Annotated in this window: 21 protein-coding genes and 1 pseudogene; 8 read left to right on the top strand and 14 right to left on the bottom strand. The window is 71.5% G+C overall.

Translation table 11 applies throughout. The features are described from left to right. Positions 1–24: 24 nt before the first annotated feature. The 3 genes from galK to galT are packed head-to-tail and all read right to left on the bottom strand — an operon-like array spanning position 25 to position 3,199. A complete protein-coding gene (gene galK / locus VT52_RS29215; protein WP_046427642.1) occupies positions 25–1,179 on the bottom strand; it encodes a galactokinase in 1,155 nt (384 codons plus the stop codon). Beyond that, positions 1,179–2,141: a UDP-glucose 4-epimerase GalE gene (gene galE / locus VT52_RS29210; protein WP_046427639.1), complete on the bottom strand. Its 963-nt coding sequence runs from the start codon at positions 2,139–2,141 to the stop codon at positions 1,179–1,181. The genes galK and galE overlap by 1 nt, the downstream gene beginning before the upstream one ends. Next, positions 2,138–3,199: a galactose-1-phosphate uridylyltransferase gene (galT, locus tag VT52_RS29205; protein ID WP_046427636.1), complete on the bottom strand. Its 1,062-nt coding sequence runs from the start codon at positions 3,197–3,199 to the stop codon at positions 2,138–2,140. Before galT ends, galE begins: the two co-directional genes overlap by 4 nt. Positions 3,200–3,357: 158 nt before the next feature. Here galT and VT52_RS29200 point away from each other — a divergent pair, with 158 nt between their 5' ends. Both VT52_RS29200 and VT52_RS29195 read left to right on the top strand, forming a co-directional pair. Continuing rightward, positions 3,358–5,052: a sodium:solute symporter family protein gene (locus VT52_RS29200; protein WP_046427633.1), complete on the top strand. Its 1,695-nt coding sequence runs from the start codon at positions 3,358–3,360 to the stop codon at positions 5,050–5,052. A 20-nt stretch (positions 5,053–5,072) separates the two neighbouring features. Continuing rightward, positions 5,073–5,378: a hypothetical protein gene (locus tag VT52_RS29195; protein ID WP_046427631.1), complete on the top strand. Its 306-nt coding sequence runs from the start codon at positions 5,073–5,075 to the stop codon at positions 5,376–5,378. A 52-nt stretch (positions 5,379–5,430) separates the two neighbouring features. Here VT52_RS29195 and VT52_RS29190 read toward each other — a convergent pair whose 3' ends face one another. From VT52_RS29190 to VT52_RS29175, 4 genes are all read right to left on the bottom strand, one after another. Beyond that, on the bottom strand, positions 5,431–6,123 hold the full coding sequence (locus tag VT52_RS29190; RefSeq protein WP_079175349.1) for a helix-turn-helix transcriptional regulator: 693 nt from the start codon (positions 6,121–6,123) through the stop codon (positions 5,431–5,433). A gap of 216 nt (positions 6,124–6,339) precedes the next feature. After that, positions 6,340–8,190: an outer membrane protein assembly factor BamB family protein gene (locus VT52_RS29185; RefSeq protein WP_079175348.1), complete on the bottom strand. Its 1,851-nt coding sequence runs from the start codon at positions 8,188–8,190 to the stop codon at positions 6,340–6,342. 76 nt (positions 8,191–8,266) lie between these two features. Next, positions 8,267–10,219 carry an outer membrane protein assembly factor BamB family protein gene (locus VT52_RS29180; RefSeq protein WP_046421014.1) on the bottom strand — a complete coding sequence of 651 codons (1,953 nt, stop codon included), beginning with the start codon at positions 10,217–10,219 and terminating at the stop codon, positions 8,267–8,269. 271 nt (positions 10,220–10,490) lie between these two features. After that, on the bottom strand, positions 10,491–12,299 hold the full coding sequence (locus VT52_RS29175; RefSeq protein ID WP_046421013.1) for an ABC-F family ATP-binding cassette domain-containing protein: 1,809 nt from the start codon (positions 12,297–12,299) through the stop codon (positions 10,491–10,493). 181 nt (positions 12,300–12,480) lie between these two features. Between VT52_RS29175 and VT52_RS29170 the strand changes: the two are divergent. Beyond that, positions 12,481–13,073: pseudogene (locus tag VT52_RS29170) on the top strand (Uma2 family endonuclease). Positions 13,074–13,076: 3 nt separating this feature from the next. Here VT52_RS29170 and VT52_RS29165 read toward each other — a convergent pair. The 6 genes from VT52_RS29165 to rsmI form a co-directional block, all read right to left on the bottom strand. Continuing rightward, on the bottom strand, positions 13,077–13,970 hold the full coding sequence (locus tag VT52_RS29165) for a 4-(cytidine 5'-diphospho)-2-C-methyl-D-erythritol kinase (RefSeq protein ID WP_046421012.1): 894 nt from the start codon (positions 13,968–13,970) through the stop codon (positions 13,077–13,079). A gap of 31 nt (positions 13,971–14,001) precedes the next feature. Next, complete coding sequence (gene rsmA, locus VT52_RS29160; protein WP_046421011.1) at positions 14,002–14,871, bottom strand: 16S rRNA (adenine(1518)-N(6)/adenine(1519)-N(6))-dimethyltransferase RsmA; 870 nt, start codon at positions 14,869–14,871, stop codon at positions 14,002–14,004. Between the two features lie 147 nt (positions 14,872–15,018). Then, the gene (locus tag VT52_RS29155; protein ID WP_079175347.1) at positions 15,019–16,272 is read right to left on the bottom strand and encodes a ubiquitin-like domain-containing protein; all 1,254 of its coding nucleotides are present in this window, start codon (positions 16,270–16,272) and stop codon (positions 15,019–15,021) included. A 17-nt stretch (positions 16,273–16,289) separates the two neighbouring features. After that, the gene (locus tag VT52_RS29150) at positions 16,290–17,219 is read right to left on the bottom strand and encodes a TatD family hydrolase (RefSeq protein ID WP_046421010.1); all 930 of its coding nucleotides are present in this window, start codon (positions 17,217–17,219) and stop codon (positions 16,290–16,292) included. Between the two features lie 77 nt (positions 17,220–17,296). Then, the gene (locus tag VT52_RS29145; protein ID WP_046421008.1) at positions 17,297–17,713 is read right to left on the bottom strand and encodes a hypothetical protein; all 417 of its coding nucleotides are present in this window, start codon (positions 17,711–17,713) and stop codon (positions 17,297–17,299) included. Positions 17,714–17,974: 261 nt separating this feature from the next. After that, positions 17,975–18,823 (bottom strand): 16S rRNA (cytidine(1402)-2'-O)-methyltransferase, encoded by an 849-nt coding sequence (rsmI, locus tag VT52_RS29140; protein WP_046421007.1) that lies wholly within the window; start codon positions 18,821–18,823, stop codon positions 17,975–17,977. Positions 18,824–18,928: 105 nt separating this feature from the next. Between rsmI and VT52_RS29135 the strand changes: the two genes are divergently transcribed. The 4 genes from VT52_RS29135 (at position 18,929) to VT52_RS29115 (ending at position 23,839) form a co-directional block, all read left to right on the top strand. Then, complete coding sequence (locus VT52_RS29135; protein WP_046421006.1) at positions 18,929–20,677, top strand: dolichyl-phosphate-mannose--protein mannosyltransferase; 1,749 nt, start codon at positions 18,929–18,931, stop codon at positions 20,675–20,677. Positions 20,678–21,271: 594 nt separating this feature from the next. After that, complete coding sequence (locus VT52_RS29125) at positions 21,272–21,574, top strand: hypothetical protein (RefSeq protein ID WP_046421003.1); 303 nt, start codon at positions 21,272–21,274, stop codon at positions 21,572–21,574. 30 nt (positions 21,575–21,604) lie between these two features. Next, complete coding sequence (locus tag VT52_RS29120) at positions 21,605–22,033, top strand: hypothetical protein (RefSeq protein ID WP_046421002.1); 429 nt, start codon at positions 21,605–21,607, stop codon at positions 22,031–22,033. Between the two features lie 141 nt (positions 22,034–22,174). Then, positions 22,175–23,839: a penicillin-binding transpeptidase domain-containing protein gene (locus VT52_RS29115; protein ID WP_046421000.1), complete on the top strand. Its 1,665-nt coding sequence runs from the start codon at positions 22,175–22,177 to the stop codon at positions 23,837–23,839. Positions 23,840–23,848: 9 nt separating this feature from the next. Here the strand turns inward: VT52_RS29115 and VT52_RS29110 are convergent, their stop codons facing one another. Continuing rightward, the gene (locus VT52_RS29110) at positions 23,849–24,187 is read right to left on the bottom strand and encodes an SsgA family sporulation/cell division regulator (RefSeq protein ID WP_046420999.1); all 339 of its coding nucleotides are present in this window, start codon (positions 24,185–24,187) and stop codon (positions 23,849–23,851) included. Between the two features lie 183 nt (positions 24,188–24,370). Between VT52_RS29110 and VT52_RS29105 the strand changes: the two genes are divergently transcribed. Next, on the top strand, positions 24,371–25,420 hold the full coding sequence (locus VT52_RS29105) for an energy-coupling factor ABC transporter permease (protein ID WP_046420998.1): 1,050 nt from the start codon (positions 24,371–24,373) through the stop codon (positions 25,418–25,420). Position 25,421: the final 1 nt, after the last annotated feature.

Raw genomic sequence — 25,421 nt, 5'->3', positions numbered from 1 at the left:
GGGCGCCGGCCGCCGGGCCGGGCGTCAGACCAGCCGGCGGGCCCCCGTCGACGGGACCGCCTCGAACACCCGGGGGGTCTTGAACCCCGCTGCCGCGAAAGCCGTTTCCAGGGACTCGGTCAACGAGGGGACCCCGGTGGCCTCCGTGAGGACGACGGCCGAGCCGCCGAAGCCGCCACCGGTCATGCGGGCGCCCAGGGCGCCGCGGGCGAGGGCCGTGTCCACGACCAGGTCCAGTTCCGGGCAGGAGATGCGGAAGTCGTCGCGCAGCGAGGCGTGGCCCTCGGTGAGGATCGGGCCGATGGCGCGAGGGGTGCCGGCGCGCAGCAGGGTCACCGTGCGCTCGACACGCTCGTCCTCCGTGACGACATGGCGGACCAGGCGGCGGACCTCCTCCTCCTCGCCCAGCCGGGCCAGCGCCGCGTCCAGGTCGGCACGGGCGATGTCGCGCAGGGCGTCGACACCGAGCAGGGCCGCGCCCTTCTCGCAGCCGGCGCGGCGCTTGCCGTACTCGCCGCCGCTGTGCGCGTGCTCGACCTGGGTGTCGACCACGAGGAGGCGCAGGCCCTCGGCCGCGAGGTCGAAGGGGATCTGCCGCTGGGACAGGTCGCGGGTGTCGAGGAAGAGGGCGTGGCCCGGCTCGCAGCACGCGGCCGCGGTCTGGTCCATGATCCCGGTCGGCGCGCCGACGTAGACGTTCTCGGCGCGCTGGCACAGCCGGGCGAGCTGCCACCGGGCGAGGTCGAGGCCGTACAGGTCGCGCAGCGCGAGGGCGATCACGACCTCCAGGGCGGCGGAGGAGGAGAGGCCCGCGCCGGTGGGCACGGTCGAGGAGAGGTGGATGTCCGCGCCGGTGACCGGGTGGCCCGCCTCGCGCAGGGCCCAGACGACGCCCGCCGGATACGCCGTCCAGGCGGGGTCGCCGCCCGGCGCGAGGGCGTCGAGGCGCAGCTCCACGACGCCGCCGGCCATGTCCGCCGAATGCAGGCGCAGCAGGCCGTCGTCCCGGCGGGAGACCGCCGCGACCGCCTGCTGGGGCAGTGCGAACGGCATGACGAAGCCGTCGTTGTAGTCGGTGTGCTCGCCGATCAGGTTGACCCGTCCCGGCGCCGCCCACACTCCCTGCGGGCGCGCTCCGTACAGCTCGGTGAAGCGCTCGGCGACCTGCTGTGCCCCCACTAGTTCTCCTTCGACGGGTTCTGCGCGAACTCCCAGGCATCCGAGACGATGTCCGCGAGCCGTGCCCGGGTCGGGTTCCAGCCCAGCCTCTCGCGCGCGGTGTCCGCGGCGGCGACCAGGACGGCCGGGTCGCCGCCGCGGCGCGGCGCGACGACCTCGGGGATCGGGTGCCCGGTGACCTCCCGGACGGTCTCGATGACCTCGCGGACGGAGAAGCCGTTGCCGTTGCCGAGGTTGCAGATCAGGTGCTCGCCGGGGCGCGCGGCCGTCAGTGCCAGCAGGTGGGCGTCGGCCAGGTCGGCCACGTGGATGTAGTCACGCACGCAGGTGCCGTCGGGCGTCGGGTAGTCGTCGCCGTAGACGGAGATGGCGTCGCGGCGGCCCTGGGCGACCTGGAGGACGAGCGGGATGAGGTGCGACTCGGGGTCGTGGCGCTCGCCGTACGCGCCGTACGCGCCCGCCACGTTGAAGTAGCGCAGCGAGACCGCCGCGAGGCCGTGGGCGTTCGCCTCGCTGGTGATCATGTGGTCGACGGCGAGCTTGGACGCCCCGTAGGGGTTGGTCGGGCGGGTCGGGGCGCTCTCGGTGATCGGGACCTGCTCGGGCTCGCCGTAGGTGGCGGCCGTGGAGGAGAAGACGAGGGTGCGCACGCCGGCCTCGCGCATCGCGCCGAGCAGCGCGAGGGTGCCGGCGACGTTGTTGTCCCAGTACTTCTCGGGCTTCACCACGGACTCACCGACCTGGGAGAACGCGGCGAAGTGCAGCACGCCGCGGTAGGAGGCGTCGAGCCACTTGGCGGCGTCGCGGATGTCGCCCTCGATGAATCCGGCGCCGGCCGGGACGCCCTCGCGAAAGCCGGTGGAGAGGTTGTCGAGGACGGTGACCTCGTGTCCGGCCTCCAGCAGATGCCGGGCCACCACGCTGCCGACGTAACCCGCGCCACCCGTCACCAGGTACTTCATGAAGTCGCTACCTCTCGCAGTCGCTCGGCCGCGCGTTCCGGCGGCACGTCGTTGATGAACACGCTCATGCCGGACTCGGAACCCGCGAGAAACTTCAGCTTGCCGGAAGTGCGGCGGATGGTGAAAAGCTCCAGATGGAGCGCGAAGTCCTCCCGCGTCACCCCGTCGAAGCCGGCGAGTGTGCCGAACGGCGCCTGGTGCCAGGCGGCGATGTACGGCGTCGGCGGCTCGCCCGGCCCGAAGAGCCGGTCGAAGCGCCTCAAGAGTTCCAGATACACCTGGGGAAACTCTGTGCGCGCCGCCTCGTCCAGGGCGAGCAGATCGGGGACGCGGCGCCTGGGGTACAGGTGGACCTCGTACGGCCAGTGCGCCGCGTACGGCACGAAGGCCACCCAGTGTTCACCCTCCAGGACGACCCGCTCGGCGGCGAGTTCACGCTCCAGGACGGCGTCGAAGAGGTTCGCCCCGCCGTTGGCCTCCTTGTGGGCGGCGAGCGAGCGGAGCATCAGCGCGGTGCGCGGGGTGGTGAAGGGGTAGGCGTAGATCTGCCCGTGCGGGTGACCGAGGGTCACGCCGATCTCGGCGCCGCGGTTCTCGAAGCAGAACACCTGCTCGACACAGGGCAGCTGCGACAGCTCCGCCGTGCGGTCGGTCCACGCGTCCAGCACCAGGCGCCCCTGCCCGGGGGACAGATCGGCGAAGGAGGCGTCGTGGTCGGAGGTGAAGCAGACGACCTCGCAGCGCCCGGAGTCGCCGGCCAGCGAGGGGAAGCGGTTCTCGAAGACGACGACGTCGTACGAGGAGTCCGGGATCTCGCTGAGCCGCTCACCCTCGGTCGGGCACAGCGGGCACTGGTCGGCCGGCGGGTGGTAGGTGCGGCCCTGGCGGTGGGAGGCGACTGCGACCCGGTCGCCGAGCAGCGGATCGCGGCGGATCCCGGAGCTGGTGGCCGTGCGGTCCAGCGGGCGGCGGTCGACGGCGTCGCGCACGGTGTCGTCCCGCAGGTCGTAGTAGATCAGCTCGCGACCGTCGGCCAGCAGGGTCGGGGTCTTCTTCACGCCGGACTCCTCTCAACAGAATCAAACATAACAGACCACAACCGGACACAGAATCAGATCATCACAATCGAACAAAGATCACCATCAGAAGTGTTCATTTTCTAAACACACAGGCGTAGGTTCCGCTCTGATCAGTTCGCGCAACGAAGCGAGTTCTCATGCAGACCCCCACATACGCGCACACGTATCTGGCGGCGGCCGGGCTACGGCTCCCGACCAACTGGCTGGACTACACGATCCTGGCGATCTACTTCGTCGTCGTGCTCGGTATCGGTTTCGCCGCCCGCCGCTCCGTCAAGACCAGCCTCGACTTCTTCCTGTCCGGACGCTCGCTGCCCGCCTGGATCACCGGCCTCGCCTTCATCTCGGCGAACCTGGCGGCCACCGAGATCCTCGGCATGGCCGCCAACAGCGCCCAGTACGGCGCCTACACCGTGCACTGGTACTGGATCGGCGCCATCCCCGCCATGGTCTTCCTCGGCCTGGTGATGATGCCCTTCTACTACGGCAGCAAGGTCCGCTCGGTCCCCGAGTTCCTGCTGCTGCGCTTCGACAAGGCAGCCCATCTGCTCAGTTCGATCCTGTTCGCCTTCGCCGCGATCCTGATCGCCGGCGTCAACCTGTACGCGCTCGCGATCGTGGTCCAGGCCCTGCTGGGCTGGCCCCAGTGGGTGGCCATCGTGGTCGCCGGCGCCTTCGTCCTCGCGTACATCACCCTGGGCGGTCTGTCCTCGGCGATCTACAACGAGGTGCTCCAGTTCTTCGTGATCCTGGCCGCGCTCATCCCGATCACCGTTCTCGGGTTGCGCAAGGTCGGCGGCTGGGGCGGACTGACCCACAAGCTCGCCGAGACCCACGGGCACAACTTCACCACCGCGTGGGGCGGCACCGGCATCGGCAGCACCAACCCGCTCGGCGCGAACTGGCTGACGATCGTGCTCGGTCTCGGCTTCGTGCTCTCCTTCGGCTACTGGACCACCAACTTCGCCGAGGTCCAGCGCGCCCTGTCCGCGAAGAACCTCTCCGCCGGGCAGCGCACCCCGCTGATCGCCGCGTACCCGAAGATCTTCATCGTCTTCCTGGTGATGATCCCGGGCCTGGTCGCGGCCGCACTGGTGCCGGACATCGGTACCAGCGGCTCCGGTCTCCAGTACAACGACGCGATCCCCTATCTGATGCAGGAGCTGCTGCCCAACGGTGTGCTGGGCATCGCGGTCACCGGTCTGCTCGCCGCGTTCATGGCCGGCATGGCGGCCAACGTGTCGTCCTTCAACACCGTGTTCACCACGGACATCTGGGCGAAGTACGTGGTGCGCGGGCGGGAGGACGGGTACTACGTCCGGTTCGGCCGGTGGATCACCGTGATCGGTGTCTGCGCGTCGGTGGGCACGGCGTTCCTCGCCTCGTCCTTCTCCAACATCATGGCCTACCTCCAGACGCTGTTCTCCTTCTTCAACGTGCCGATGTTCGTCGTCTTCATCATCGGCATGTTCTGGAAGCGGGCGTCGGTGAAGTCCGGCTTCTGGGGGCTGCTGGCGGGCACCGTCACCGCGATGGTCAACTACTTCGTCCTCTACAAGAGGGGGATCGTCTCCATCCCCTCCGACCAGGGCGCCAACTTCGTCTCGGCGATCGCCGGGTTCGTCGCCGGCGCGGTCGTGATGGTCCTGGTGTCGCTGTTCACCGAGCCGAAACCGGCGCAGGAGCTCCAGGGCCTGGTCTACGGCACCCGGTCACCGGGGATGTCGGAGCCGCCGGCGCCCGGTGACGACGCCTGGTACCGGAGGCCGGCGCTGCTGGGCTGGGGCGCCGTCGTACTGGCCGCCGTCTGCTACATCCCGTTCTCGTTCTGACGCGGGAGGATCGAGGGAACATGTCCGAGAACTCCGAACACCATTACACCGAGGACGAGATCGCACGCGAGGTCACCGAGCTGGAGACCAGGTCGGCGACGGCGTCCCGCATCTTCGATCTGCGCCGCATCATCGGCGGGCTCTTCGTGGTCTACGGCGTGATCGTCACGATCACCGGCATCACGGACTCGCGGGCCGCGATCGACAAGGCGCAGGGGGTCAACATCAACCTGTGGACCGGGATCGGGATGCTGGCGCTGGGCGTCTTCTTCCTGGTGTGGCTGAAGCTGCGGCCGGTGACCGTGCCGCAGCGGCGGGAGGACTAGCGCCGTTCCCGGGGGCGGACCGGGCCGCGCCCGGGAACGGCGGGGCCGAGGTCTACGGCTGAGGCCCCGCCGGGTGGTTCAGCGGACCCGCGCGGTCCAGCAGACCCGTACGCGCGGCCAGGGCCGCCGCTTCCAGACGCGAGCCGACACCCAGTTTCATCAGCACCCGCTGCACATGGGTCCGGGCCGTGCTCGGGGCTATGCGCATGCCGGAGGCGATGACACGGGTGTCCTCGCCGTCGGCGACCCGGACGAGGACCTCGACCTCGCGCGGGGTCAGGACGCCCAGCAGACGCTGGGCCTCGTCGTCGGGCTGGGCGGCGGGGTTCAGCAACTCCCCGAACGCCTCCCGGAGGAGCCCGGGGGCCACCGCCGACTCACCCGCCCGCGCCTTCAGGATCGCCCGCTCGACGCCCTCGATGCGCTCGTCGTGCCGTACGTACCCCGACGCCCCGGCGGCGAACGCCGCGGCGATCCCCCGCGGCGAGGGCACCGGGCCGAGCACCACCACCGCCACCTGCGGCCGCTCCCGCTTGATCTTCGCCACCGGGTCGAAGACCCCCGGCTCGGCCGGGGCGGCCGTGCCCAGCAGGCACACCTCGGGCGCCCGCGCGATCACCAGATCGGCGGCACCCGCGGCGGGCGCGGCCGAGGCGAGCACCCGGTGCCCGCGCAGTTTCAGCGCCGATGCCAGCGCCTCCGCGAGCAGGCGATGGTCGTCCACGACCATGAGCCGTACTCCCATTGAGCAACCCCCCAGTCCCGCCCGTGAATGCCCCACTATGGACGTCCACCGGCCCGATGGACAGAGGGCCCCCCGGCACCCCGCCCCTTTGCATGACCCCGGAAGCTACACGCTTGTTCGACGCCGCGCTGCCCTGGACAGCGGAAGTGCCCCGGACCGATGACATCCGGGGCACTGCTGACCAAGTCACCTGTTCGGGTGATTGTGTGCCGGTGGTCAGCCGTCCGTGCCGAAGGCCAGCACCAGGTACGACTTGTCGTCGTTCGGGTCCGCCTTGTCGACGAAGACGTCGGACATGTACAGCCGGCCGTTCGCGAAGAGGATCTCCGCGTAGTCCGGCAGCATGCTGCCCTCCGCACGCCGGACGCTCTGCGTGGACGGGTTCTCCAGGAGCTTGGTCTCCTTGAAGGTGGAACCGTCGATGCTGACGATCTGGCCGCCCTTGTCGTACGGCGGCTTCTTGTAGGCGATCAGGTTGCCGCCGTCCATGCGCAGCGGCGACAGCAGATAGCCGTCCCCGGCCTCGGCGCGCTGGCCGGTGGGCTTGCCGGTGGTCAGGTCGAAGGCGACGACCTCGTTGGTGGTGCTGTAGGAGGTCCCGCTGCCGTCGTGCTCCTCCGTCGGCACGAACAGCTTGCCGCCGCCGACGACGACCTCGTGGCAGTCCTCGATGCGGGTGATGCCGTCGCAGCGGCCGCCGTAGTTCTTGCCCGGCGCGGAGATCCGGGCGAGCAGCTTGCCGGTCTTGTCGTCGATGGAGAAGTAGTCCGAGATGCCGCTGCCGTCGCCCGCGCTGTCGCCGACGTCGGCGGCCACCACCAGCGGGTCGGTGGAGACGATCGAGGCGTACTCGATGCCCGGGTCCATCTTGTACTCGGAGACGACCTTGCCGGACCGCGGGTCGATGGTCTGGATGGACAGCTGGGTGTTGTCCGAGTCGCCGCAGCTGCGCACCGCGACCAGCTTGGCGCCGCCGCCGTAGCCCGAGTCGTAGCAGTCCTCGCCCGGCTTCGGCTGCCACAGCGGCTTGCCGGAGTCGATGTCGAAGGCCGCGCCGCCGTTGGTGTCGCCGAGCGCGACGGTGCGCTGGGAGACCGTCACGTTCTGGTAATTGACCGGGTAGTCACCGACGTTGACGGTCTTCGTCCACAGCTTCTTGCCCGCGTCGAGGTCGATCGCCGCGATGTCGGAGCAGCCCTCGTACTTCTTGTTCGTCGGCTGGTACGTGATCGCGGTCTTGTCGTCGTCGGTGATGTGCCGGCTGGCCGCGCAGACCGGGCCTGGCAGCTTGACCGTCCACAGCTCGGTGCCCTTGACCGGGTCGTAGCCGACGACCTCGTCCACACCGGTCTTGGCGTACACCTTGTCGGTCAGCCAGGAGCCGGAGGTGCTCACCGTGTCCTTCACGGAGGGCGAGGGGACCTGGAAGAGGACCTTGGCCGCCGTGTTCGCCGGCACCTTCTCCTTGCCTCCGGTCGAACCGCCGGAACCCTTGTCCTGGCCGCCGCCGTCGGTGCCGCCGGAGGAGGCGGTGTCCTGCTTGGTGCCGCCGTCACCGGAGCCCGCGTACCAGATGCCGCCGGCGACTATCAGCGCGATGACGACGGCCGCCGCGATGACGATGTACAGCGCGGTGTTGTTCCGCCCGCCACCGCCGCCCTGCGGCTGCATCGGCATGGTCGGGGGCTGGCCCGGATAGCCGTAGCCGGGCTGCCCGGACTGCTGCATGGGCTGGGTGGGCATGGCGTACGGGTTCTGCTGCGGCGCCCCGTAGGGGCCGGAGGGCTGCTGGCCGTACGGGTTCGGGGGTGCGGCGGGGTAGCCGTAGCCGGCCGGCGGGGGCGGCGTCGGCTGCGGGTAGCCGTAACCGGGCGCCGGCTGCTGCGGGGGGCCGGGCGGCGTCGGCTGGGGCGGCTGCGGGGGCTGCTGGCCCGGGGTGCCCTGCGGGGGCGGCGGGGCCGCGGGGGGCTGCTTGTCCAGCGAGTGCGGCGGGACGGGCGGGGTCGGCGGGCCGAAACCCCCCTGCTGCGGGGGCTGGTTCGGCGGGGGCGGGGGCGGCTGGGTCATGGCTCGGGTACCTCGGTGACACTCGGAAGGCCGGACGGCGGACGGAACGGGAGTAGGGCCCGGAAGCGGGCCGGGCTCAGTTGCCGAAGGCCATGATCAGCTTCTCCTTCGCCTGGTCGCTGCCGTTCAGCCGGCCGGCCGAGATGATGAAGCGCCCGTCGGCCCAGTCGATGACACCGTTGTAGAAGGTGTCCTCGATCTCCGCGGTGCCCTGCGGGTTCTGGAGCAGCTTCGTGGTGGTGTGGGTGGAGCCCGCGGTCGGGATCGAGACCACCTGGCCGCCCGCGTCGTACGACGGCCGCACATACGCGATGAGCTTGCCGCCCTCGATCTTCATCGGGGCCATCGGCTCGTCCGCGGGGGACTTGACCCGCCACTTCGCGGTGCCGGTGGAGAGGCTGATCGCGACGATCTCGTTGGCGCTGGAGGTCGTGTCCGTGGGCAGGTAGAGCGTGTCGGCGTCGGCCGCGACGCCCTGGCAGCCCTGGAGGTCGCGCTCCAGGATCGCCCAGCCGCAGCTCGGGGAGAACTTCTCGTCGACCTTGACCTGGGAGCGGAACTTGCCGCCCGAGGTGAAGGTGGAGATGTTCCACACCTTCTTGTCCTCGTTGGTCAGATAGACGACCAGCGGGTTCATCGAGTACACCCGGCTGACCTGCCAGCCCTTCTTGAGGGACTGGGTCCACTTCACCTTGCCGGTGGCCGGGTCGAGTTCCCGGAGCTCGTCGTGCTCGGTGCTGGTCGAGGCCGCGCAGGATGCCACCTGGACGAGCTTGCCGTCGCCGCCCGCGTACCCGGCGGGGAAGCAGGCGTTGCCGTAGCGCTTCTTGTCGTACAGCTTCTTGCCGCTGTCGATGTCGTAGGCGGTGCCCGACTCGGAGCGGCCGACCATCAACGTGCGCCCCGCCACGCTGAGTTCGACGTTGAGCGCACTGTCGAACAACCCGCCGTCGGCGACCTGGGCGCTCCAGCCCTTCTTGCCGGTGGCGAGGTCGAGCTGGGTGAGCTGGTTGCACTTGGCGTTGTCGCTGACGCCGTTCATGTACGCCACGACGACCTTGCCGTCGTCCGACTTCTGCGGGGTGACCGCGCAGATCTTCTGCGGGAAGGCGACGGGTCCCCAGGGGGAGGAGCCGTTGCCGGTGTCGTAGGCGAAGACCTGCTTGTACGCCGCCTTCACCACGGTGTTCCCGGCGACCCACATGCCGGGGGCGTCGGCGCCCGAGCCGGGGGCGTCCGGTGCCGACTTGTACCAGAGCACCTTCGCCTCGCCGGACGCGCGGCCCTTGTTGAGGTCCTCGGGGTCGTCGCCCCCGGTGGCCGACGAGGAGGCCGAGGGGGCGTCGGACGCGGTCGGCGCGCCGCTGCCGCTCTGCTCGGCCACGGGCTTCTTCTTGCCGTCGTCGCCGCTGGTGACGGCGTAGACGGTGCCGGCTATGACGAGCAGCGCGGCCGCCGCGGCGCCCACGATCAGCGCCGTCTTCTTCCCGCTGCCGCCACCCTGGGGCGGGAAGGGACCGCCGGGGGCGCCGGGGTACGGCGGCTGCGGCGGGAAGCCGTGACCGGGCTGGGGCTGCTGCCCGTAGGGGCCCGGCGGCTGGGGCTGCTGCGGGTAGCCGTAGGGACCCGGGGTTCCGGGGGCCGCGGGTGCTCCGTAGGGGCCGGGGACGCCGGGGGCCCCGGGTGCCGCGGGGGCGCCGTAGGGGCCGGGCTGCTGCGGGTAGCCGTAACCGGGCGCCGGCTGCTGCGGGGGCTGGGGCGGCTGCCCCGGCTGCGGCGGCGGGCCGGGCTGGGCCTGGGGCGCGGGCTGGGCCTGGGGCGCGGGCGGGACCGGGGCCGCGGGCGGCTTGGAGAGGACCGTCGGCGGCGGAGCGGCGGGAGCGGTCGGCGGCTGGGCCGGGACCGGCGGCTGGTTCCCCGAATCCCTCGGATCCCTCGGATCCCTGGGATCCCTGGGATCCCTGGGATCTCTCGGATCCTGCGGTGCTCCGAAGCCGCCGCCGGGCGACTGGTCGGGCGGCTGAGTCATCAGCGCTCTTCCCCCTCGTTCACTGATTTTTAGCCACGCCCTGAGGTTCTTGACGGACCCAAGGTCGTTGTGGAGACAGTTTTCAGACGGCTCTTTGTATCACCCGGCGCGGACAGCACAGCGGGCCGGATCCGCCCTGTTCCCAAGGGAGAACCGGCCCGTGATGCCTCCGTTACGCGCCTTCACGCCCCCTTCACGCGGCGCACGCGCGGCCCGTCGCGCGCCGGGGAGCGGCCGTCCGCCGCGCTGGCTGATTCGCGGCGGCGAAGGACTACGCGTCCTCCGCCAGTTCCAGCCAGCGCAGCTCCAGTTCCTCGCGCTCACCGGCGAGCTCCCGCAGCTGGGCGTCCAGTTCGGCCACCTTCGCGAAGTCGGTCGCGTTGTCGGCGATCCGCGTGTGCAGCTTGGCCTCCTTCTCGGAGACCTTGTCCAACTGGCGCTCGATCTTCTGGAGTTCCTTCTTGGCGGCGCGCTGGTCGGCGGCGCTCTTCTCCTGCGTGGCCGGCTTGGGCGCCGCGGCGGCGCCGCGCTCGGCGACCGCCTCCTCCATCCGCAGGCGCCGCTCCAGGTACTCGTCGATGCCGCGCGGCAGCATCCGCAGCGCGCCGTCGCCGAGCAGGGCGAACACCCGGTCCGTGGTGCGCTCCACGAAGAACCGGTCGTGGGAGATGACGATCATCGAGCCGGGCCAGCCGTCGAGGACGTCCTCCAGCTGGGTGAGGGTCTCGATGTCGAGGTCGTTGGTGGGCTCGTCCAGGAAGAGGACGTTGGGCTCGTCCATCAGCAGCCGCAGCAACTGGAGCCGGCGGCGCTCACCGCCGGAGAGGTCGCCGACCGGCGTCCACTGCTTCTCCTTGGTGAACCCGAAGGTCTCGCAGAGCTGACCCGCCGTCATCTCGCGCCCCTTGCCGAGGTCGACGCGCTCGCGCACCCGCTGCACCGCCTCCAGGACCCGCCAGGTGGGGTCGAGTTCGGCGACCTCCTGGGAGAGGTAGGCGAGCTTGACCGTCCGGCCGACGGCGACCCGGCCGCCGGCCGGCTGCGCCTCGCCCTGGGTGCGGGCGGCCTCGGCCATGGCGCGCAGCAGCGAGGTCTTGCCGGCGCCGTTCACACCGACCAGGCCGATCCGGTCGCCGGGGCCGAGCTGCCAGGTGACGTGCTTCAGCAGCACCTTGGGACCGGCCTGGACGGTGACGTCCTCCAGGTCGAAGACCGTCTTGCCGAGCCGGGAGGAGGCGAACTTCATCAGCTCGCTGCTGTCGCGGGGCGCCGGCACATCGGCGATCAGCTCGTTGGCGGCCTCCACCCGGAAGCGGGGCTTGGAGGTACGGGCGGGCGCGCCGCGGCGCAGCCAGGCCAGCTCCTTGCGGATCAGGTTCTGCCGCTTGGTCTCTTCGGTGGCGGCGATGCGCTCACGCTCGGCGCGGGCGAAGACGTAGTCGGAGTAGCCGCCCTCGTACTCGTACACGTCACCGCGCTGCACGTCCCACATGCGGGTGCAGACCTGGTCCAGGAACCAGCGGTCGTGGGTCACGCAGACGAGCGCCGAACGGCGGTTCCGGAGGTGCCGGGCGAGCCAGGAGATGCCCTCGACGTCGAGGTGGTTGGTGGGCTCGTCCAGGACGAGCAGGTCCTGCTCCTCGATCAGCAGCTTGGCCAGCGCGATGCGGCGCCGCTCGCCACCGGACAGCGGACCGATGACCGTGTCGAGCCCCTTGGGGAAGCCCGGCAGGTCCAGGCCGCCGAACAGGCCGGTCAGTACGTCCCTGACCTTGGCGTTCCCGGCCCACTCGTGGTCGGCCATGTCGCCGATCACCTCGTGGCGGACGGTGGCGGCGGGGTCGAGCGAGTCGTGCTGGGTGAGCACGCCGAGACGTAGCCCGCCGGAGTGGGTGACGCGGCCGGTGTCGGCCTCCTCCTGCTTGGCGAGCATCCGGATCAGGGTGGTCTTCCCGTCGCCGTTGCGGCCGACGACCCCGATCCTGTCCCCTTCCGACACACCGAGCGAGACGCCGTCCAGCAGGGCACGGGTGCCGTACACCTTGCTGACGTTCTCGACATTGACCAGGTTGACGGCCATTTCACTCCTGTGCGCGGGGCGGTATCGACATGCGGCTCCGCCGCGTGGGTCAGCCTTCTAGCGTAGGGCCTCGGGGGCGGGGGATGACGCGCGAGGGGATGGTCACTCTTTGTGATGACGTGATCGGGAACGGACCGCTACCGTGGAGGACAGGCAGCGGGATCCCGTCCATGGAGGAACCATGACCGCCGAGCCCGCAGAGCACCGAGTCCACTGGCCGGTGCCGCCGCACGACGGCTACACCGTGGATGACCTGTTCACACTGCCGGATCTCCCGCCGCACACCGAGCTGATCGACGGGAGCCTGGTTTTCGTGAGTCCGCAGCGCTACTTTCACTTCGCCGCGATCGACCTGCTGGTCAGCGGTCTGCGCCGCACTCTGCCGTCCAGCATGAGGGTCGCGCGAGAGATGACCGTCGTGCTCGACAAGCGCAACGGACCCGAGCCGGACATCTGCGTCGTCCGCGCCGAATCCCTCACCGACCGGCGTCAGACTCGCTTCGAGGCGGCTGACGTGCTGCTCGCCGTCGAAGTCGTCTCACCCGACCCCGAAGCCCGCGGTCGCGACTCCAAGCCGCGCAAGTACGCCGCGGCGGGTATTCCCAATTTTGGCTGGTCGACATGGCGGGCGAGGACGATCATCCGGTCGTCCAGGTCCACGAACGTGGGGAAGCCACCGGCACTTACGCGCTGACCGGCATCCACCACGAGCACGTCAAGATCACTGTTCCCTACGACATCGATATCGACCTGACCGCCATCGACGCGCTCTGAGCCCTACAGAACCGTCGCCCCCGCCACCGGGCCCGCCGCCGTCCGTACCGTGCGGCAGGTGCCGGAGGCGGAGAGGGCCTCCGCGGCCTTCCGCGCCGCCTCGGCGTCCCGGGCGAGGAAGGCCGTCGTCGGGCCCGAGCCCGAGACGAGCGAGGCGAGCGCGCCCGCCTCGCGGCCCGCCGTCAGGGTGGCCGCCAGTTCCGGGAAGAGGGACAGCGCGGCCGGCTGGAGATCGTTGGTGACGGCCGCGGCCAGGGCGTCGGCGTCGCCCTCGGCCAGCGCGTCCAGCAGGTCCTGCGAGGCCACCGGCTCGGGGATCTCCCGCCCCTGGGCCAGCCGGTCGAACTCGCGGAAGACCGCCGGCGTGGACAGCCCGCGCCCGGCCATCGCGAACACCCAGTGGAACGTGCCGCCGGCGTCGAGGCCGGTGAGCCGCTCGCCGCGGCCGACGCCCAGCGCGGCACCGCCGACCAGACTGAAGGGAACGTCACTGCCCAACTCGGCGCAGATGGCGAGGAGTTCGGCGCGCGACGCGCCCGTGCCCCACAGCCTGTCGCAGGCGAGCAGCGCGCCCGCGCCGTCCGCGCTGCCGCCCGCCATGCCACCGGCGACGGGGATGTCCTTGTCGATGTGGATGTGCACGGCCGGCTCGATGCCCCGGCGCGCGGCGAGCGCGAGGGCGGCGCGCGCGGCGAGGTTGGTGCGGTCCAGCGGGACCTGGGCGGCGTCCGGGCCCGCGCAGGTGACGCGCAGTTCGTCGGCGGGGGTGACCGTGACCTCGTCGTAGAGGCCGACGGCGAGGAAGACGTTGGCGAGGTCGTGGAACCCGTCGGGGCGGGCGGCACCCACCGCGAGCTGGACGTTGACCTTGGCGGGGACGCGGACCGTGACGCTCACTGCGCTCCTTGGGCTGTGCGGGCTGCCGGTGTCAGACGCCGGTCTGGGCGTGCTCGGCGATGCGGGCGAACTCCTCGACCGTCAGCGACTCGCCGCGGGCCTGCGGGGAGATCCCGGCGGCGACCAGGGCGGCCTCGGCGGCGGCCGCGGAACCGGCCCAGCCGGCGAGCGCGGCCCGCAGGGTCTTGCGGCGCTGCGCGAAGGCCGCGTCGACCACGGCGAAGACCTGCCGCTTCGTGGCCGTCGTCGCGATCGGCTCGGTGCGCCGCACGAGGGAGACGAGCCCGCTGTCGACGTTCGGCGCGGGCCAGAAGACGTTGCGCCCGATGGCGCCGGCCCGCTTGACCTCGGCGTACCAGTTGGCCTTCACGGAGGGGACGCCGTACACCTTGGAGCCGGGGGCGGCGGCGAGGCGGTCGGCCACCTCGGACTGCACCATCACCAGGGTGCGCTCGATGCTCGGGAAGGTGTCGAGCATGTGCAGCAGCACGGGGACGGCGACGTTGTACGGCAGGTTCGCGACGAGCGCGGTCGGGGCGGGGCCCGGCAGCTCGGTGACGTGCATCGCGTCGGAGTGGACGAGGGCGAAGCGGTCGGCGCGGGCCGGCATGCGGGCGGCGACGGTCGCGGGGAGGGCGGCGGCGAGGACGTCGTCGATCTCCACGGCGGTGACGCGGTCGGCGGCCTCCAGCAGCGCGAGGGTGAGCGAGCCGAGCCCGGGGCCGACCTCCACGACGGTGTCGTCGGGTCGGACCTCGGCGGTGCGGACGATACGGCGGACCGTGTTCGCGTCGATCACGAAGTTCTGGCCGCGCTGCTTGGTGGGGCGGACACCGAGCGCGGCCGCGAGCTCGCGGATGTCGGCGGGGCCGAGGAGGGAGTCGGGGGCGGGGCTACTCACGGGACAAGGGTACGGGGCGGCGGAGGGCGCCCCTGACAAGCACCCCGCGCCGCGGCGTCCCGGTGGAGCGCGGGGCCGCGTCGGCACGCGAGGCCGCGACCGGCCACGACGCGCCCGCGCCCGGGACTCCGCGGGGCTCCCCCGGGCCTACCCGTGCAGTCGCTCCCCGCAGTGCGGCCAGGGGCTCTCCCCTCGCCGCGCGTACAGCTTCTTCGCCCTGTACGTCTGTTCCGACTCCGACGCGTCCTGGGGCAGCCCGCTGCCCCCGAGCGTGTGCCACGTGTGCGCGTCGAACTGGTAGAGGCCCCCGTACGTCCCCGAGGCGTCCACCGCGTGCGGATCGCCCCCGGACTCGCACACCGCGAGCCCGTGCCAGTCGAGCGCGTCGACCGGGCGCCCGGCCCGCGGCGCCGCCTTCGTGCCGACCTTCACCACCTGCCGCCGCGGCCGCCGCACCACTTCCGATCCCTCCCGGCGCGGCTCCTGGCGCACCCCGTTCACCGTGCGCAGCAGATACGTGATCCGCCGCAGCCCCGGGCGCCCGGGGCTGGCGACGACCTCGGTGCCCGTGAGCAGCGTGGGGTCGTAGGTCCGCTCGACACGGAACGGGATCTCCTCCTCGCGGACCTCCCGCCCGCCGGTCACCCGCAGCACCGTGACGCTCTGCCCGTCGCGCGGGAAGCTGTCGGCCGGGACGGAGAGCGTGTCGTCGGCGCCCAGGGTGACCCCGGCCTCCTCGACCGCCTCCCCGACCGTCGCCGCGTTGGTGCGGATGGTGCGGGCCCGCCCGTCGGCCATGACCGTGACCGCCCGCTCGGTGCGCACGTCGAGCGCGAGCCCGGCCCGGCCGATGCTCTGGGAGCGCGAGGCCGACAGATACGCGCCCTCGGCGCGCACCCCCAGCTCCCGCAGCGCCCCGTCCACGGTCCGCGCCGTCGTCCACACCTGGTGCCGCCGGCCGTCCAGGGTGAGCCGCACGGGGCGGCCGTGACGCACGGCGATCGCGTCGCCGCCGGCGAGCGGTGTGTCGGGGGCGGGTGCGACCAGGTCGTGCTCGCCCACCTGGACGCCCTCCTCGGCGAGCAGCGCGTTCACGTCGTCGGCGAAGGTGTGCAGCGCCCGCGGCCGGCCGTCGACGTCGAGCCGGATCGCCCGGTCCTGCGCGACGAACGCGGTGGTGCCGCCGGCCAGGAAGGCCACCACCAGCGCCTGTGGCAGCAGCCGGCGCACCACGGAGTCCGGCCGCCCGGCCGCCCGCCTCCCGCGCCGGCGCGCACGCCGGCCACCGCGCCGTCCCGCCGACGTACCCGTCTCCAACCGCCGTTTGCTGCTCACGCCGACACGCTCCAGAGGGGCCGAAAGGTCCGGATCGGGGGCAGAACCTAGCGGAGCATCGGTCACTCTCCAAAGCGACGCGACTACGGAACGCTACGAAATGGGGGCTGTGCCGGGTAGTCGAAGGCGCGGGCCGTGTTCGCGTTCAGGGCCGTCGCCAGCGCGTCTTCGTCGATACCGCGGACGGCGGCCATGGCGCGCACGGTGACCGGAACGAGGTACGGCGCGTTGGGCCGTCCGCGGTACGGCGCCGGGGTGAGGAAGGGCGCGTCGGTCTCCACGAGGACCAGTTCCAGCGGGGCGACGGCGAGGGCGTCGCGCAGGTTCTGGGCGTTCTTGAAGGTGACGTTCCCGGCGAAGGACATGAAGTAGCCCTCGCGGGCGCAGACCTCCGCCATCGCGGCGTCGCCGGAGTAGCAGTGGAAGACGGTGCGCTCGGGGGCGCCCTCCTCCTTGAGCACGCGCAGCACGTCGGCGTGGGCCTCGCGGTCGTGGATGACGAGCGCCTTGCCGTGCCGCTTGGCGATCTCGATGTGCGCGCGGAAGGACCGCTCCTGGGCCTCCTTGCCCTCGGGGCCCGTGCGGAAGTGGTCGAGGCCGGTCTCGCCGACGCCCCTGACCTCGGGCAGCGCGGCGAGCCGGTCGATCTCGGCGAGCGCCTCGTCCAGCGCGGCCTGACCGCCCGGCTCCCTGGCCCCCTTGCGGGACCATCCGTCGGGGTCGCCGTGGACGATGCGCGGCGCCTCGTTGGGGTGCAGGGCGACGGCGGCGTGCACGTTCTCGTAGGTCCGCGCGGTCTCCGCCGCCCACCGGGACCCGTCGAGGTCGCAGCCGACCTGGACGACGGTGGTGACCCCGACCGACGCGGCCTTCGCCAGGCCCTCCTCGACGGTGCCGGACTGCATGTCGAGATGGGTGTGGGAGTCGGCGACGGGCACCCGCAGGGGTGCGGGCAGCGGCGGCGCCGCGTTCCTGTCGCCCTGGGAGCCGCTCTGGCCGGCGTTCGAAGGCATGTCCCGATCCTACGAAAGGGAGGCGGCCCCGGGCTCCGGGGCCGCTCGCCCGGAGCCGGACGCCCGGAGCCGGGGGCTCAGCCCGCCTTGCGCTGGAAGGGGTGCAGCAGGTCCGACAGGTGCCAGTGGTGGTGCGTCCCGGCCACGGGCACCCCGTCCCCACCGGCGGCCGGCACCTGCGGCACCTCCACCGGCCCGGCCAGCGGCGCGCCGCGCCGGCCCGCGCCCCGTACCGACGACACCTGCCCGGCGCGCATGATGCGCAGCACGTGACCATCGCAGTTCTGGCAGCTGGGGCTGCGCAGCGGTGACGGCACGACGTGCCCGTCGGCCACGTACAGCACGTACTGCTGCCCGTCGGCGTCCGTGTGGTGCTCTATCTCGTACGACTGCTCCCAGCCGTGCCCGCAGCGCATGCAGGCGAATGAATACGACTCGTGAACAACGGCTGTGGCCGTACCGCGGAGGCCGGTCTGCCCTGCGATCTCACTCATGCCAGCTCCTCGTTTCCGCTGGACGAGCACCCCCTGAGCGGGGTCCCTTCGACCAGTGGACGCCTTCGCCGGGGCGAATGCACCAGGGCTGTCGAGTGTTGGAGGCGATTTGAGTCTTCCTTGCCGAAAAGCCCCCGCGGACCGCCTCCGCGCTTTGCCAACGGCGACAGCCTTTTGCCGCCCATTGGCCGACGCGCTCATTCGAGAAGAGCCCTGCTCAGAGGGTGGATTTTACTCAGGTCCCGGGCCCGGGCAGCGCCCTCACCGGTCGGCTTGCTTCGCAGCCACGACGGCGTCGAACACGACCCTCTTCGGCACCCCGGCCGCCACCGCCACCGCCGCGATCGCCTCCTTGCGGCGCTCCCCGGCCTCCTCGCGCACCCGCACCCGGCGGACCAGTTCCGCCGCGTCCAGCTCCTCCGGGCCGGTCTCGGGCGCGCCCTCGACCACGACCGTGATCTCTCCGCGCACCCCCTGCGCGGCCCAGCTCGCCAGCTCGGCCAGCGGGCCCCGGCGCACCTCCTCGTACGTCTTCGTCAGCTCCCGGCAGACCGCGGCCCGCCGCTCGCCGCCGAAGACCTCGGCCATCGCGGCGAGGGTGTCGTCGAGGCGGTGCGGGGCCTCGAAGTAGACCAGCGTGCGCCGCTCGGCCGCGACCTCGCGCAGCCGGGAGAGCCGCTCGCCCGCCTTGCGCGGCAGGAAGCCCTCGAAGCAGAACCGGTCCACGGGCAGCCCGGACAGGGCGAGCGCGGTGAGCACGGCGGACGGTCCGGGTACGGCGGTGACCCGGATGTCCTTCTCGACGGCCGCCGCGACCAGCCGGTACCCGGGGTCGGACACCGACGGCATGCCCGCGTCCGTGACGAGCAGCACCCGCGCCCCGCCGGCCAGCTCCTCGACCAGCTCGGGCGTGCGCGCCGACTCGTTGCCCTCGAAGTACGACAGCACCCGGCCGCCCGGCGTGACGCCGAGCGCCTGGGTGAGCCGGCGCAGCCGCCGGGTGTCCTCGGCGGCGATGACGTCCGCGGCCTCCAGCTCCTTCACCAGCCGGGGCGGCGCGTCCGCGATGTCGCCGATGGGGGTACCTGCGAGGACAAGGGTTCCAGTCACACCCCCATCCTCGCAGGGGTCCGCGAGCCGGGGGAAAACGACCGCTTCGCGGCCCGCGCCGTGCGTGCACGGGACTCGCACAGCACCGTTCCCTACGATGGCGCGGTGACCAGTACCGCGTCCTCCATGGATCTGAGGCAGGGCCAGGCGCCGCACGACCGGCGGCCGCCGTGGCAGCAGCGGCTGCGCCGGTTCGGGTACGCGCCGGCCAAGGACACGCCCGAGGGCGACGTCCGGGACCGGCTGGTGCCGCCGTACACCCGGCCCGGTCCCCGGCTGTGGCGGGCGCTCGGCGTGCCGCCCGTCCTGGCCGACCGGATCGCCCGCTGGTCGGGCTGGGTGGGGCCGCTGCTGGTGACGCTGGTCGCGGGCGTGCTGCGGTTCTGGAACCTGGGCAGCCCACGGGCGGTGATATTCGACGAGACGTACTACGCCAAGGACTCGTGGGCGCTGGTGCACCGCGGCTTCGAGGTCAACTGGGACAAGAACGCCAACGACCTGGTCCTCCAGACGCACGGGCATCTCGCGATCCCGGCGGACGCGGCGTACGTGGTGCACCCGCCGGTCGGGAAGTACGTGATCGGGCTCGGCGAGCTGATGTTCGGGTTCAACCCGTTCGGCTGGCGCTTCATGACCGCGCTGCTGGGCACGCTGAGCGTGCTCATGATCTGCCGGATCGGGCGCCGGATGTTCCGCTCGACGTTCCTGGGCTGTGTGGCGGGCGGACTGCTCGCGGTGGACGGGCTGCACTTCGTGATGAGCCGCACCTCGCTGCTCGACGGCGTGCTGATGTTCTTCGTGGTGGCCGCGTTCGGCTGTCTGCTCATCGACCGGGACCGGTCACGGGCGAGACTGGCCGCCGCGCTGCCCGTCGGACCGGACGGCCTGGTCCGCCCCGACGCCGAGGTCGCGGACTCCGTCCGGCTCGGCCCGCGCCCCTGGCGCTGGGCGGCCGGACTGATGCTGGGCCTGGCCATCGGCACCAAGTGGAACGGCCTGTACATCATGGTCGCGTTCGTCGTGATGGCGGTGCTGTGGGACGTCGGCGCCCGCAAGGTCGCCGGTGCCCGCCGTCCGCGCCTGGCGGTCCTGAAGCACGACCTCGGCCTGACCTTCCTGTCGACGGTCCCGGTGTCCATCGCCGTCTACCTGCTGTCCTGGCTGGGCTGGATCCTCTCCCCCACGGACGGCACTGGCGGTTACTTCCGCAACTGGGCGGTCACCGACGGCCGGGGCGGCTTCTGGTCCTTCCTGCCGGACTGGCTGCGCAGCCTGTGGCACTACGAGCACGAGGTCTACGAGTTCCACCTGCACCTGGACTCCCCGCACACCTACCAGTCCAACCCGTGGAGCTGGCTGGTCCTGGGCCGCCCGGTGTCGTACTTCTACGAGTCGCCCTCCCCCGGCACCGACGGCTGCCCGGCGGACGCGGGCCAGAAGTGCGCCCGCGAGGTGCTGGCCCTCGGCACCCCGCTGCTGTGGTGGGCCGCCTGCCTGGCGATCGTGTACATCCTGTGGCGCTGGGCGTTCCGCCGCGACTGGCGGGCCGGCGCCATCGCCTGCGCGATCGCGGCCGGCTATCTGCCCTGGTTCCTGTACCAGGAGCGGACGATCTTCTTCTTCTACGCGGTCGTCTTCGTGCCGTTCCTGTGCCTGGCCGTGGCCATGCTGATCGGCGCGATCATCGGCCCACCGGGCGCGAGCGACACCCGCCGCGTGGTCGGCGCCACCTCCGCGGGCGTCCTGGTCCTGCTGATCACCTGGAACTTCATCTACTTCTGGCCCCTGTACACGGGCACCGCGATCCCGATCGACCAGTGGCGGGCGCGGATGTGGCTGGATACGTGGGTCTAGCGGAGCGGACACCACGGAGGGCGCGGCCGTCAGGCCGCGCCCTCCGTGGTCGAGGTGCCTGACCTGCACATATCCCCTGTTCCCTGACGAATTGTCACGGGTCACGCTACACTGCGTACATGTGATGCGCACCATACGTGAAACCGGGGGGTGAACGGGCGTTGGGGAATGACACATGGCCGATTCTGGCCACCGTCGCTTCGGCCATCGGACTGGCTACTACCGTCAGTCGCCTGCTGAGTTCGGGAGCGAAGGAGGCATTACGCCTGATCGATCTCAGCTCGGGTGCTCTGCGCATAGAGCCGGAGAGCCGGAGAGAGTCGGTCGCCGGGCGCCTGTCCGGGGCGGACGCGGAAGCCTTCCTCCGGAACTATGTGAAGGCCGCCGAGGCCGAAGAGACGGACCGGATCCTCAGAACGTCCAAAGTCGAGGTGAGAGGTGACTGAGGGCCCAGTCGCATCCGGGGGAGGCAATGCGCCTGAGTTACCTCGACCAAGAAGTGACACGCGGACAGCGCCGAGGAAGACGTCCACACCGAGGGCCAGGAAGAGGACCAAGCAGGTCGCTGCCGCCGGTGGTGGATTCGGCGGGACGATGCTGCTCTCCCTCGCGCATTCGGTCCCCCAGAACACCATCTGGCCGGCGATCCTGACCTGGTCCTCCCCTGGTTTCGCGGCGCTTTCGGGCGCCTTGCTGCCGCTGATGAAGGAGCAGGGGGCGAGATGGGGCGTGAATTTCAAGGTGTGGCGCTCGGCGCGCGTACTCAAAAAACTTCTCGCCAGGGACGACCTGACTCCCGAGCGGAGGACGGAACTCGAATCCTTCCTGGACGAGGTGAACAAGCATCGCGCCCATGACGAGATAACCCGCATCCGGGAAGCCTTCGCCAGAGACTAGGCCCGCGCCCGGCCGCATATGATCATGGGCATGTCCGAACTGCGTGAGCGTGCCGCGCGCAATCAGCTGGCGCCCGGGGAGCAGCTCCTGGCGTACGCCTCCGTCGTGCCCGCGGCCGGCGCCAAGGGCGTCGGTGTGAACCTCGGCGGTGTGCTCGCGAACGATCTGATGAGCCAGGTCGGTGCGCGGGGCGGGATGGCCGGAGGCATCGCGTCGCAGCTGCCCCCGACTTCCGGTGCCCTGCTGCTGCGGGTCACCGACCAGCGTGTCGGGCTGGTGAAACCGTTGGACGGCACGCCGGTGTGGGAGGTGCCCAGGTCCTGGGTGGCGCGGGTCGAACGGCGGCCCCGGCTCCAGTTGATGGCGCGTTTCCGGGTGCACTACGCCGACGGTTCCTGGCTCGCCTTCCTCACCATGCGCCGCCGGAACATCGAGCGTCTCCGCGGCTTCCTGGGCTGAACCCCCCGTCCGATTGTCGCAACCGTGCTACGGAATGACCGGAGACGTCACCCGCGCCGCGCGGGACTCTAGGGTGAATGCCGTCGTTGGGGAGTCGAGGGGCTGCGGGGACCCTGGGCAAGGGCGGAGGAAGCAGAGGCTGTGGGGAAGAGAAGACGGGCCGCCGAACGGCGCACGGCCCCTCCCGGCGTGATAGGCGCGGTGGCCGCCCTGGTCGTCTGCGGGGCCGGGCTCACCGCCTACGCGCTGTACGGCGGCGGTTCGGCGGCCGGCGAGACGAGCGCCACCGCGCACCGCGAGCAGGTCAGGACCGGCCCCCTCAGCGCGGCCGAGGTGCACACCGCCGCCACCGCCTTCCTCACCTCCTGGCAGCACGGCCGGATCGCCGACGCGGCGGCCGCGACCGACGACGCCCCCGCCGCCACCACCCTGCTCACCGGCTACGGCAAGGACGCCCACCTCACCGGCGTCACGCTCACCCCGGGCACCGCCCAGGGCGCCAAGGTGCCCTTCTCCGTCAAGGCGACGGTGCGCTACAAGGGCGTCGAGAAGCCGCTGGCGTACGGCAGTTCGCTCACCGTCGTCAGGCGGGCGAGCGACGGCGAGCCGCTCGTCGACTGGCACTCCTCCGTCGTCCAGCCGGATCTGCGCGACGGCGACACGCTCGTCACCGGCGCCGCCGGCACCCCGCCCGTCAAGGCCCTGGACCGTGACGGCGACGAGCTGACGGCCGCCAAGTACCCGTCGCTGGGCACCGTTCTGGACGGGCTGCGCGAGAAATACGGCAAGAAGGCCGGCGGTACGGCGGGCGTGGAACTGCGCGTGGTGCGCGGCAAGGCGTCGCGGAAGGCGAAGCTGTCCGACAAGACGCTGGTGACGCTGAGCCGGGGCACTCCGGGCACGGTGCGGACGACTCTGGACCCGGCCCTCCAGGCGGAGGCCGAGTCGCAGGTCGGCAAGCAGGCTCGGGCCTCCGTGGTCGTCCTGCGGCCCTCCACCGGAGAGATCCTCGCGGTCGCCAACAGCGGGCACGGCTTCAACGTCGGTTTCCAGGGCGCGCTGGCGCCGGGCTCCACGATGAAGATCGTGACCTCGACCATGCTGTTCGAGAAGAAGCTCATCACCCCGGACGCCTCGCACCCCTGCCCCAAGACGTACAAGCTCGCGGGCTGGACCTTCCACAACGACGACGACTCCGAGATCAAGAAGGGCACGTTCAAGATCTCCTTCGGCGCCTCCTGCAACAACGCCTTCATCGACTTCGCGCCCAAGCTGTCCGACAGCGATCTGACCAAGGAGGCGCAGCAGGTCTACGGACTCGGGATGGACGACTGGGCCATCGGCGTGCCCTCCTTCGACGGCAGCGTCCCGGTGCAGAGCGGCGCACAGATGGGGGCCTCGCTGATCGGGCAGGGCGGGGTGCGCATGAACCCGCTGAACATGGCCTCCGTCGCGGCCACCGTGCAGTCGGGCCGCTTCCGCCAGCCGTACCTGGTCTCCCCCGACGTGGACCACCGCACCCTGGCGACGGCCGCGCGCACCATGTCCGCCACGACGCGGTCCCAGCTCAAGGAGGTCATGAAGTTCACGGCCGACTACGGCACGGCCGCCAAGGCGATGGCCGGCCTCGGCCCGGACTACGGCGCGAAGACCGGCTCGGCCGAGGTCGACGGGCAGAAGAAGCCGAACGGCTGGTTCACCGCCTACCGGGGCGATCTGGTGGCCGCGGGCGTGGTGCAGGCCGGGGGGCACGGCGGCGACACGGCGGGCCCGATCGTCGCGGACCTGCTCAGGAAGGGCGGCTGACCGGACCGGTCAGTTGTGCACGGGCACGGCCGTGTAGGTCCGGCGCAGAAAGCGGATCAGCGCCTTGGAGTCGAACTGGAGCACGTCGACACCGTGGTCGGAGTGGAACTCCACGACCGCCTGGGCCCTGCCGCACGGCCACACCCGTACGGAGCCGCTCTCGGTGGGCGCCCGCAGCCCGCGCTCCAGCAGGGCGCGGGAGAAGGTCCACTCATGGGCGCCCGGAAGATCGATCCGGACCGAGCGCGGATCGCCCTCGGGGTCGTACCTCAGCCGCACCGGGACGGCACCCGGGTCCACGTCATCCGTGACGACATGGGCGCGCGCGTACTGCTCGATCACAGACATGAGAACGCCCTTTCACGCTGAGTGACCTCCGTGAAAGCCACTTCGTACGCATTCGTCCGCTTCCATTCCAATGTCGCACATTTCGCACGACCCGCCCCCGGAGGCGGAGGGCGAGTACCCGGCACCGAGAGGCGATCACCTGGTACTTGCAAAGGGTTTGCAACGGACGTCTAAAATCGAACGATGCATGTACCTGACGGATTCATCGACGCCCCCACCTCAGCGGTCACCGGAGCGGTCGCCGCCGGCGCCCTCGCGGTGAGCCTGCGCGGCGCCCGCCGGGAACTCGGAGGAGAGAGAACCGCCCCGCTGGCCGGCCTCGTGGCCGCGTTCATCTTCGCCGTGCAGATGCTGAACTTCCCCGTCGCGGCCGGTACCAGCGGCCATCTGCTGGGCGGGGCGCTGGCCGCGATACTCGTCGGCCCCTGCACCGGCGTGCTCTGCGTGTCCGTGGTGCTGCTGATGCAGGGCGTACTGTTCGCGGACGGCGGGCTGACCGCGCTCGGGGTGAACATCACGGACATGGCGCTGGTCACCACCGTGGTGTCGTACGCCGTCTTCCGCGCCCTGCTCGCCGTGCTGCCCACCGGGCGCCGCTCGGTGACCGCCGCCTCCTTCGTCGCCGCGCTCGTGTCCGTGCCGGCCGCCGCCTGCGCCTTCACCCTGATCTACGCGATCGGCGGCACCACCGACGTCTCGATCGGCAAGGTCGCCTCCGCGATGATCGGCGTCCATGTGCTGATCGGCCTCGGCGAGGCGGTCATCACCGCGCTGACGGTCGGCGCCGTGATCGCCGTACGCCCGGACCTGGTGCACGGCGCCCGCGGGCTGCGGCGGCGGCTCCGGCTGCGGGTGGACGGCCGGCTGATCGACGCGCCGGTCCCGCCCGTCCTGCCCGCGGCGGCGCCCGCCTCGCGGCGCAAGGTGTGGGCGACCGGCCTCGTCGCCTCCCTCGTCCTCGCCGGCTTCGTCAGCTTCTACGCCTCCGCGAACCCCGACGGCCTGGAGAAGGTCGCGCACGACAAGGGGATCGACACCAAGGCGGAGAAGCACGCCTCGGCCGGTTCCCCGCTCGCCGACTACGGCGTCAGGGACGTCTCCGACGCGCGCCTGTCCGGGGGGCTCGCGGGCGTGATCGGGGTCGGGGTCACGGTGGTCGCGGGCAGCGCGGTGTTCTGGGCGGTGCGCAGGCGCCGCGACACGGACGTCTCGCCCGTCAGCCACGGTCTCTGAC

Origin of the sequence: Streptomyces malaysiense (genome assembly GCF_000980885.2) — a bacterium.
Lineage (GTDB): Bacteria > Actinomycetota > Actinomycetes > Streptomycetales > Streptomycetaceae > Streptomyces > Streptomyces malaysiense.
Note: the sequence above shows the minus strand (reverse complement) of the source record. Positions and strands in the feature narration are given on the sequence as shown.

Bases quoted from the DNA above. Each gene is read 5' to 3' on its own strand.
- VT52_RS29150 (WP_046421010.1), bottom strand. From the start codon at position 17,219: ATGCCTTCGAACGCCGGCCAGAGCGGCTCCCAGGGCGACAGGAACGCG.
- VT52_RS29105 (WP_046420998.1), top strand. From the start codon at position 24,371: ATGCATGTACCTGACGGATTCATCGACGCCCCCACCTCAGCGGTCACC.
- VT52_RS29180 (WP_046421014.1), bottom strand. From the start codon at position 10,219: ATGACTCAGCCGCCCGACCAGTCGCCCGGCGGCGGCTTCGGAGCACCG.
- VT52_RS29175 (WP_046421013.1), bottom strand. From the start codon at position 12,299: ATGGCCGTCAACCTGGTCAATGTCGAGAACGTCAGCAAGGTGTACGGC.
- VT52_RS29190 (WP_079175349.1), bottom strand. From the start codon at position 6,123: ATGGGAGTACGGCTCATGGTCGTGGACGACCATCGCCTGCTCGCGGAG.
- galE (WP_046427639.1), bottom strand. From the start codon at position 2,141: ATGAAGTACCTGGTGACGGGTGGCGCGGGTTACGTCGGCAGCGTGGTG.
- VT52_RS29200 (WP_046427633.1), top strand. From the start codon at position 3,358: ATGCAGACCCCCACATACGCGCACACGTATCTGGCGGCGGCCGGGCTA.
- VT52_RS29120 (WP_046421002.1), top strand. From the start codon at position 21,605: ATGTCCGAACTGCGTGAGCGTGCCGCGCGCAATCAGCTGGCGCCCGGG.
- VT52_RS29185 (WP_079175348.1), bottom strand. From the start codon at position 8,190: ATGACCCAGCCGCCCCCGCCCCCGCCGAACCAGCCCCCGCAGCAGGGG.
- VT52_RS29145 (WP_046421008.1), bottom strand. From the start codon at position 17,713: ATGAGTGAGATCGCAGGGCAGACCGGCCTCCGCGGTACGGCCACAGCC.
- VT52_RS29125 (WP_046421003.1), top strand. From the start codon at position 21,272: ATGCTGCTCTCCCTCGCGCATTCGGTCCCCCAGAACACCATCTGGCCG.
- VT52_RS29195 (WP_046427631.1), top strand. From the start codon at position 5,073: ATGTCCGAGAACTCCGAACACCATTACACCGAGGACGAGATCGCACGC.
- VT52_RS29110 (WP_046420999.1), bottom strand. From the start codon at position 24,187: ATGTCTGTGATCGAGCAGTACGCGCGCGCCCATGTCGTCACGGATGAC.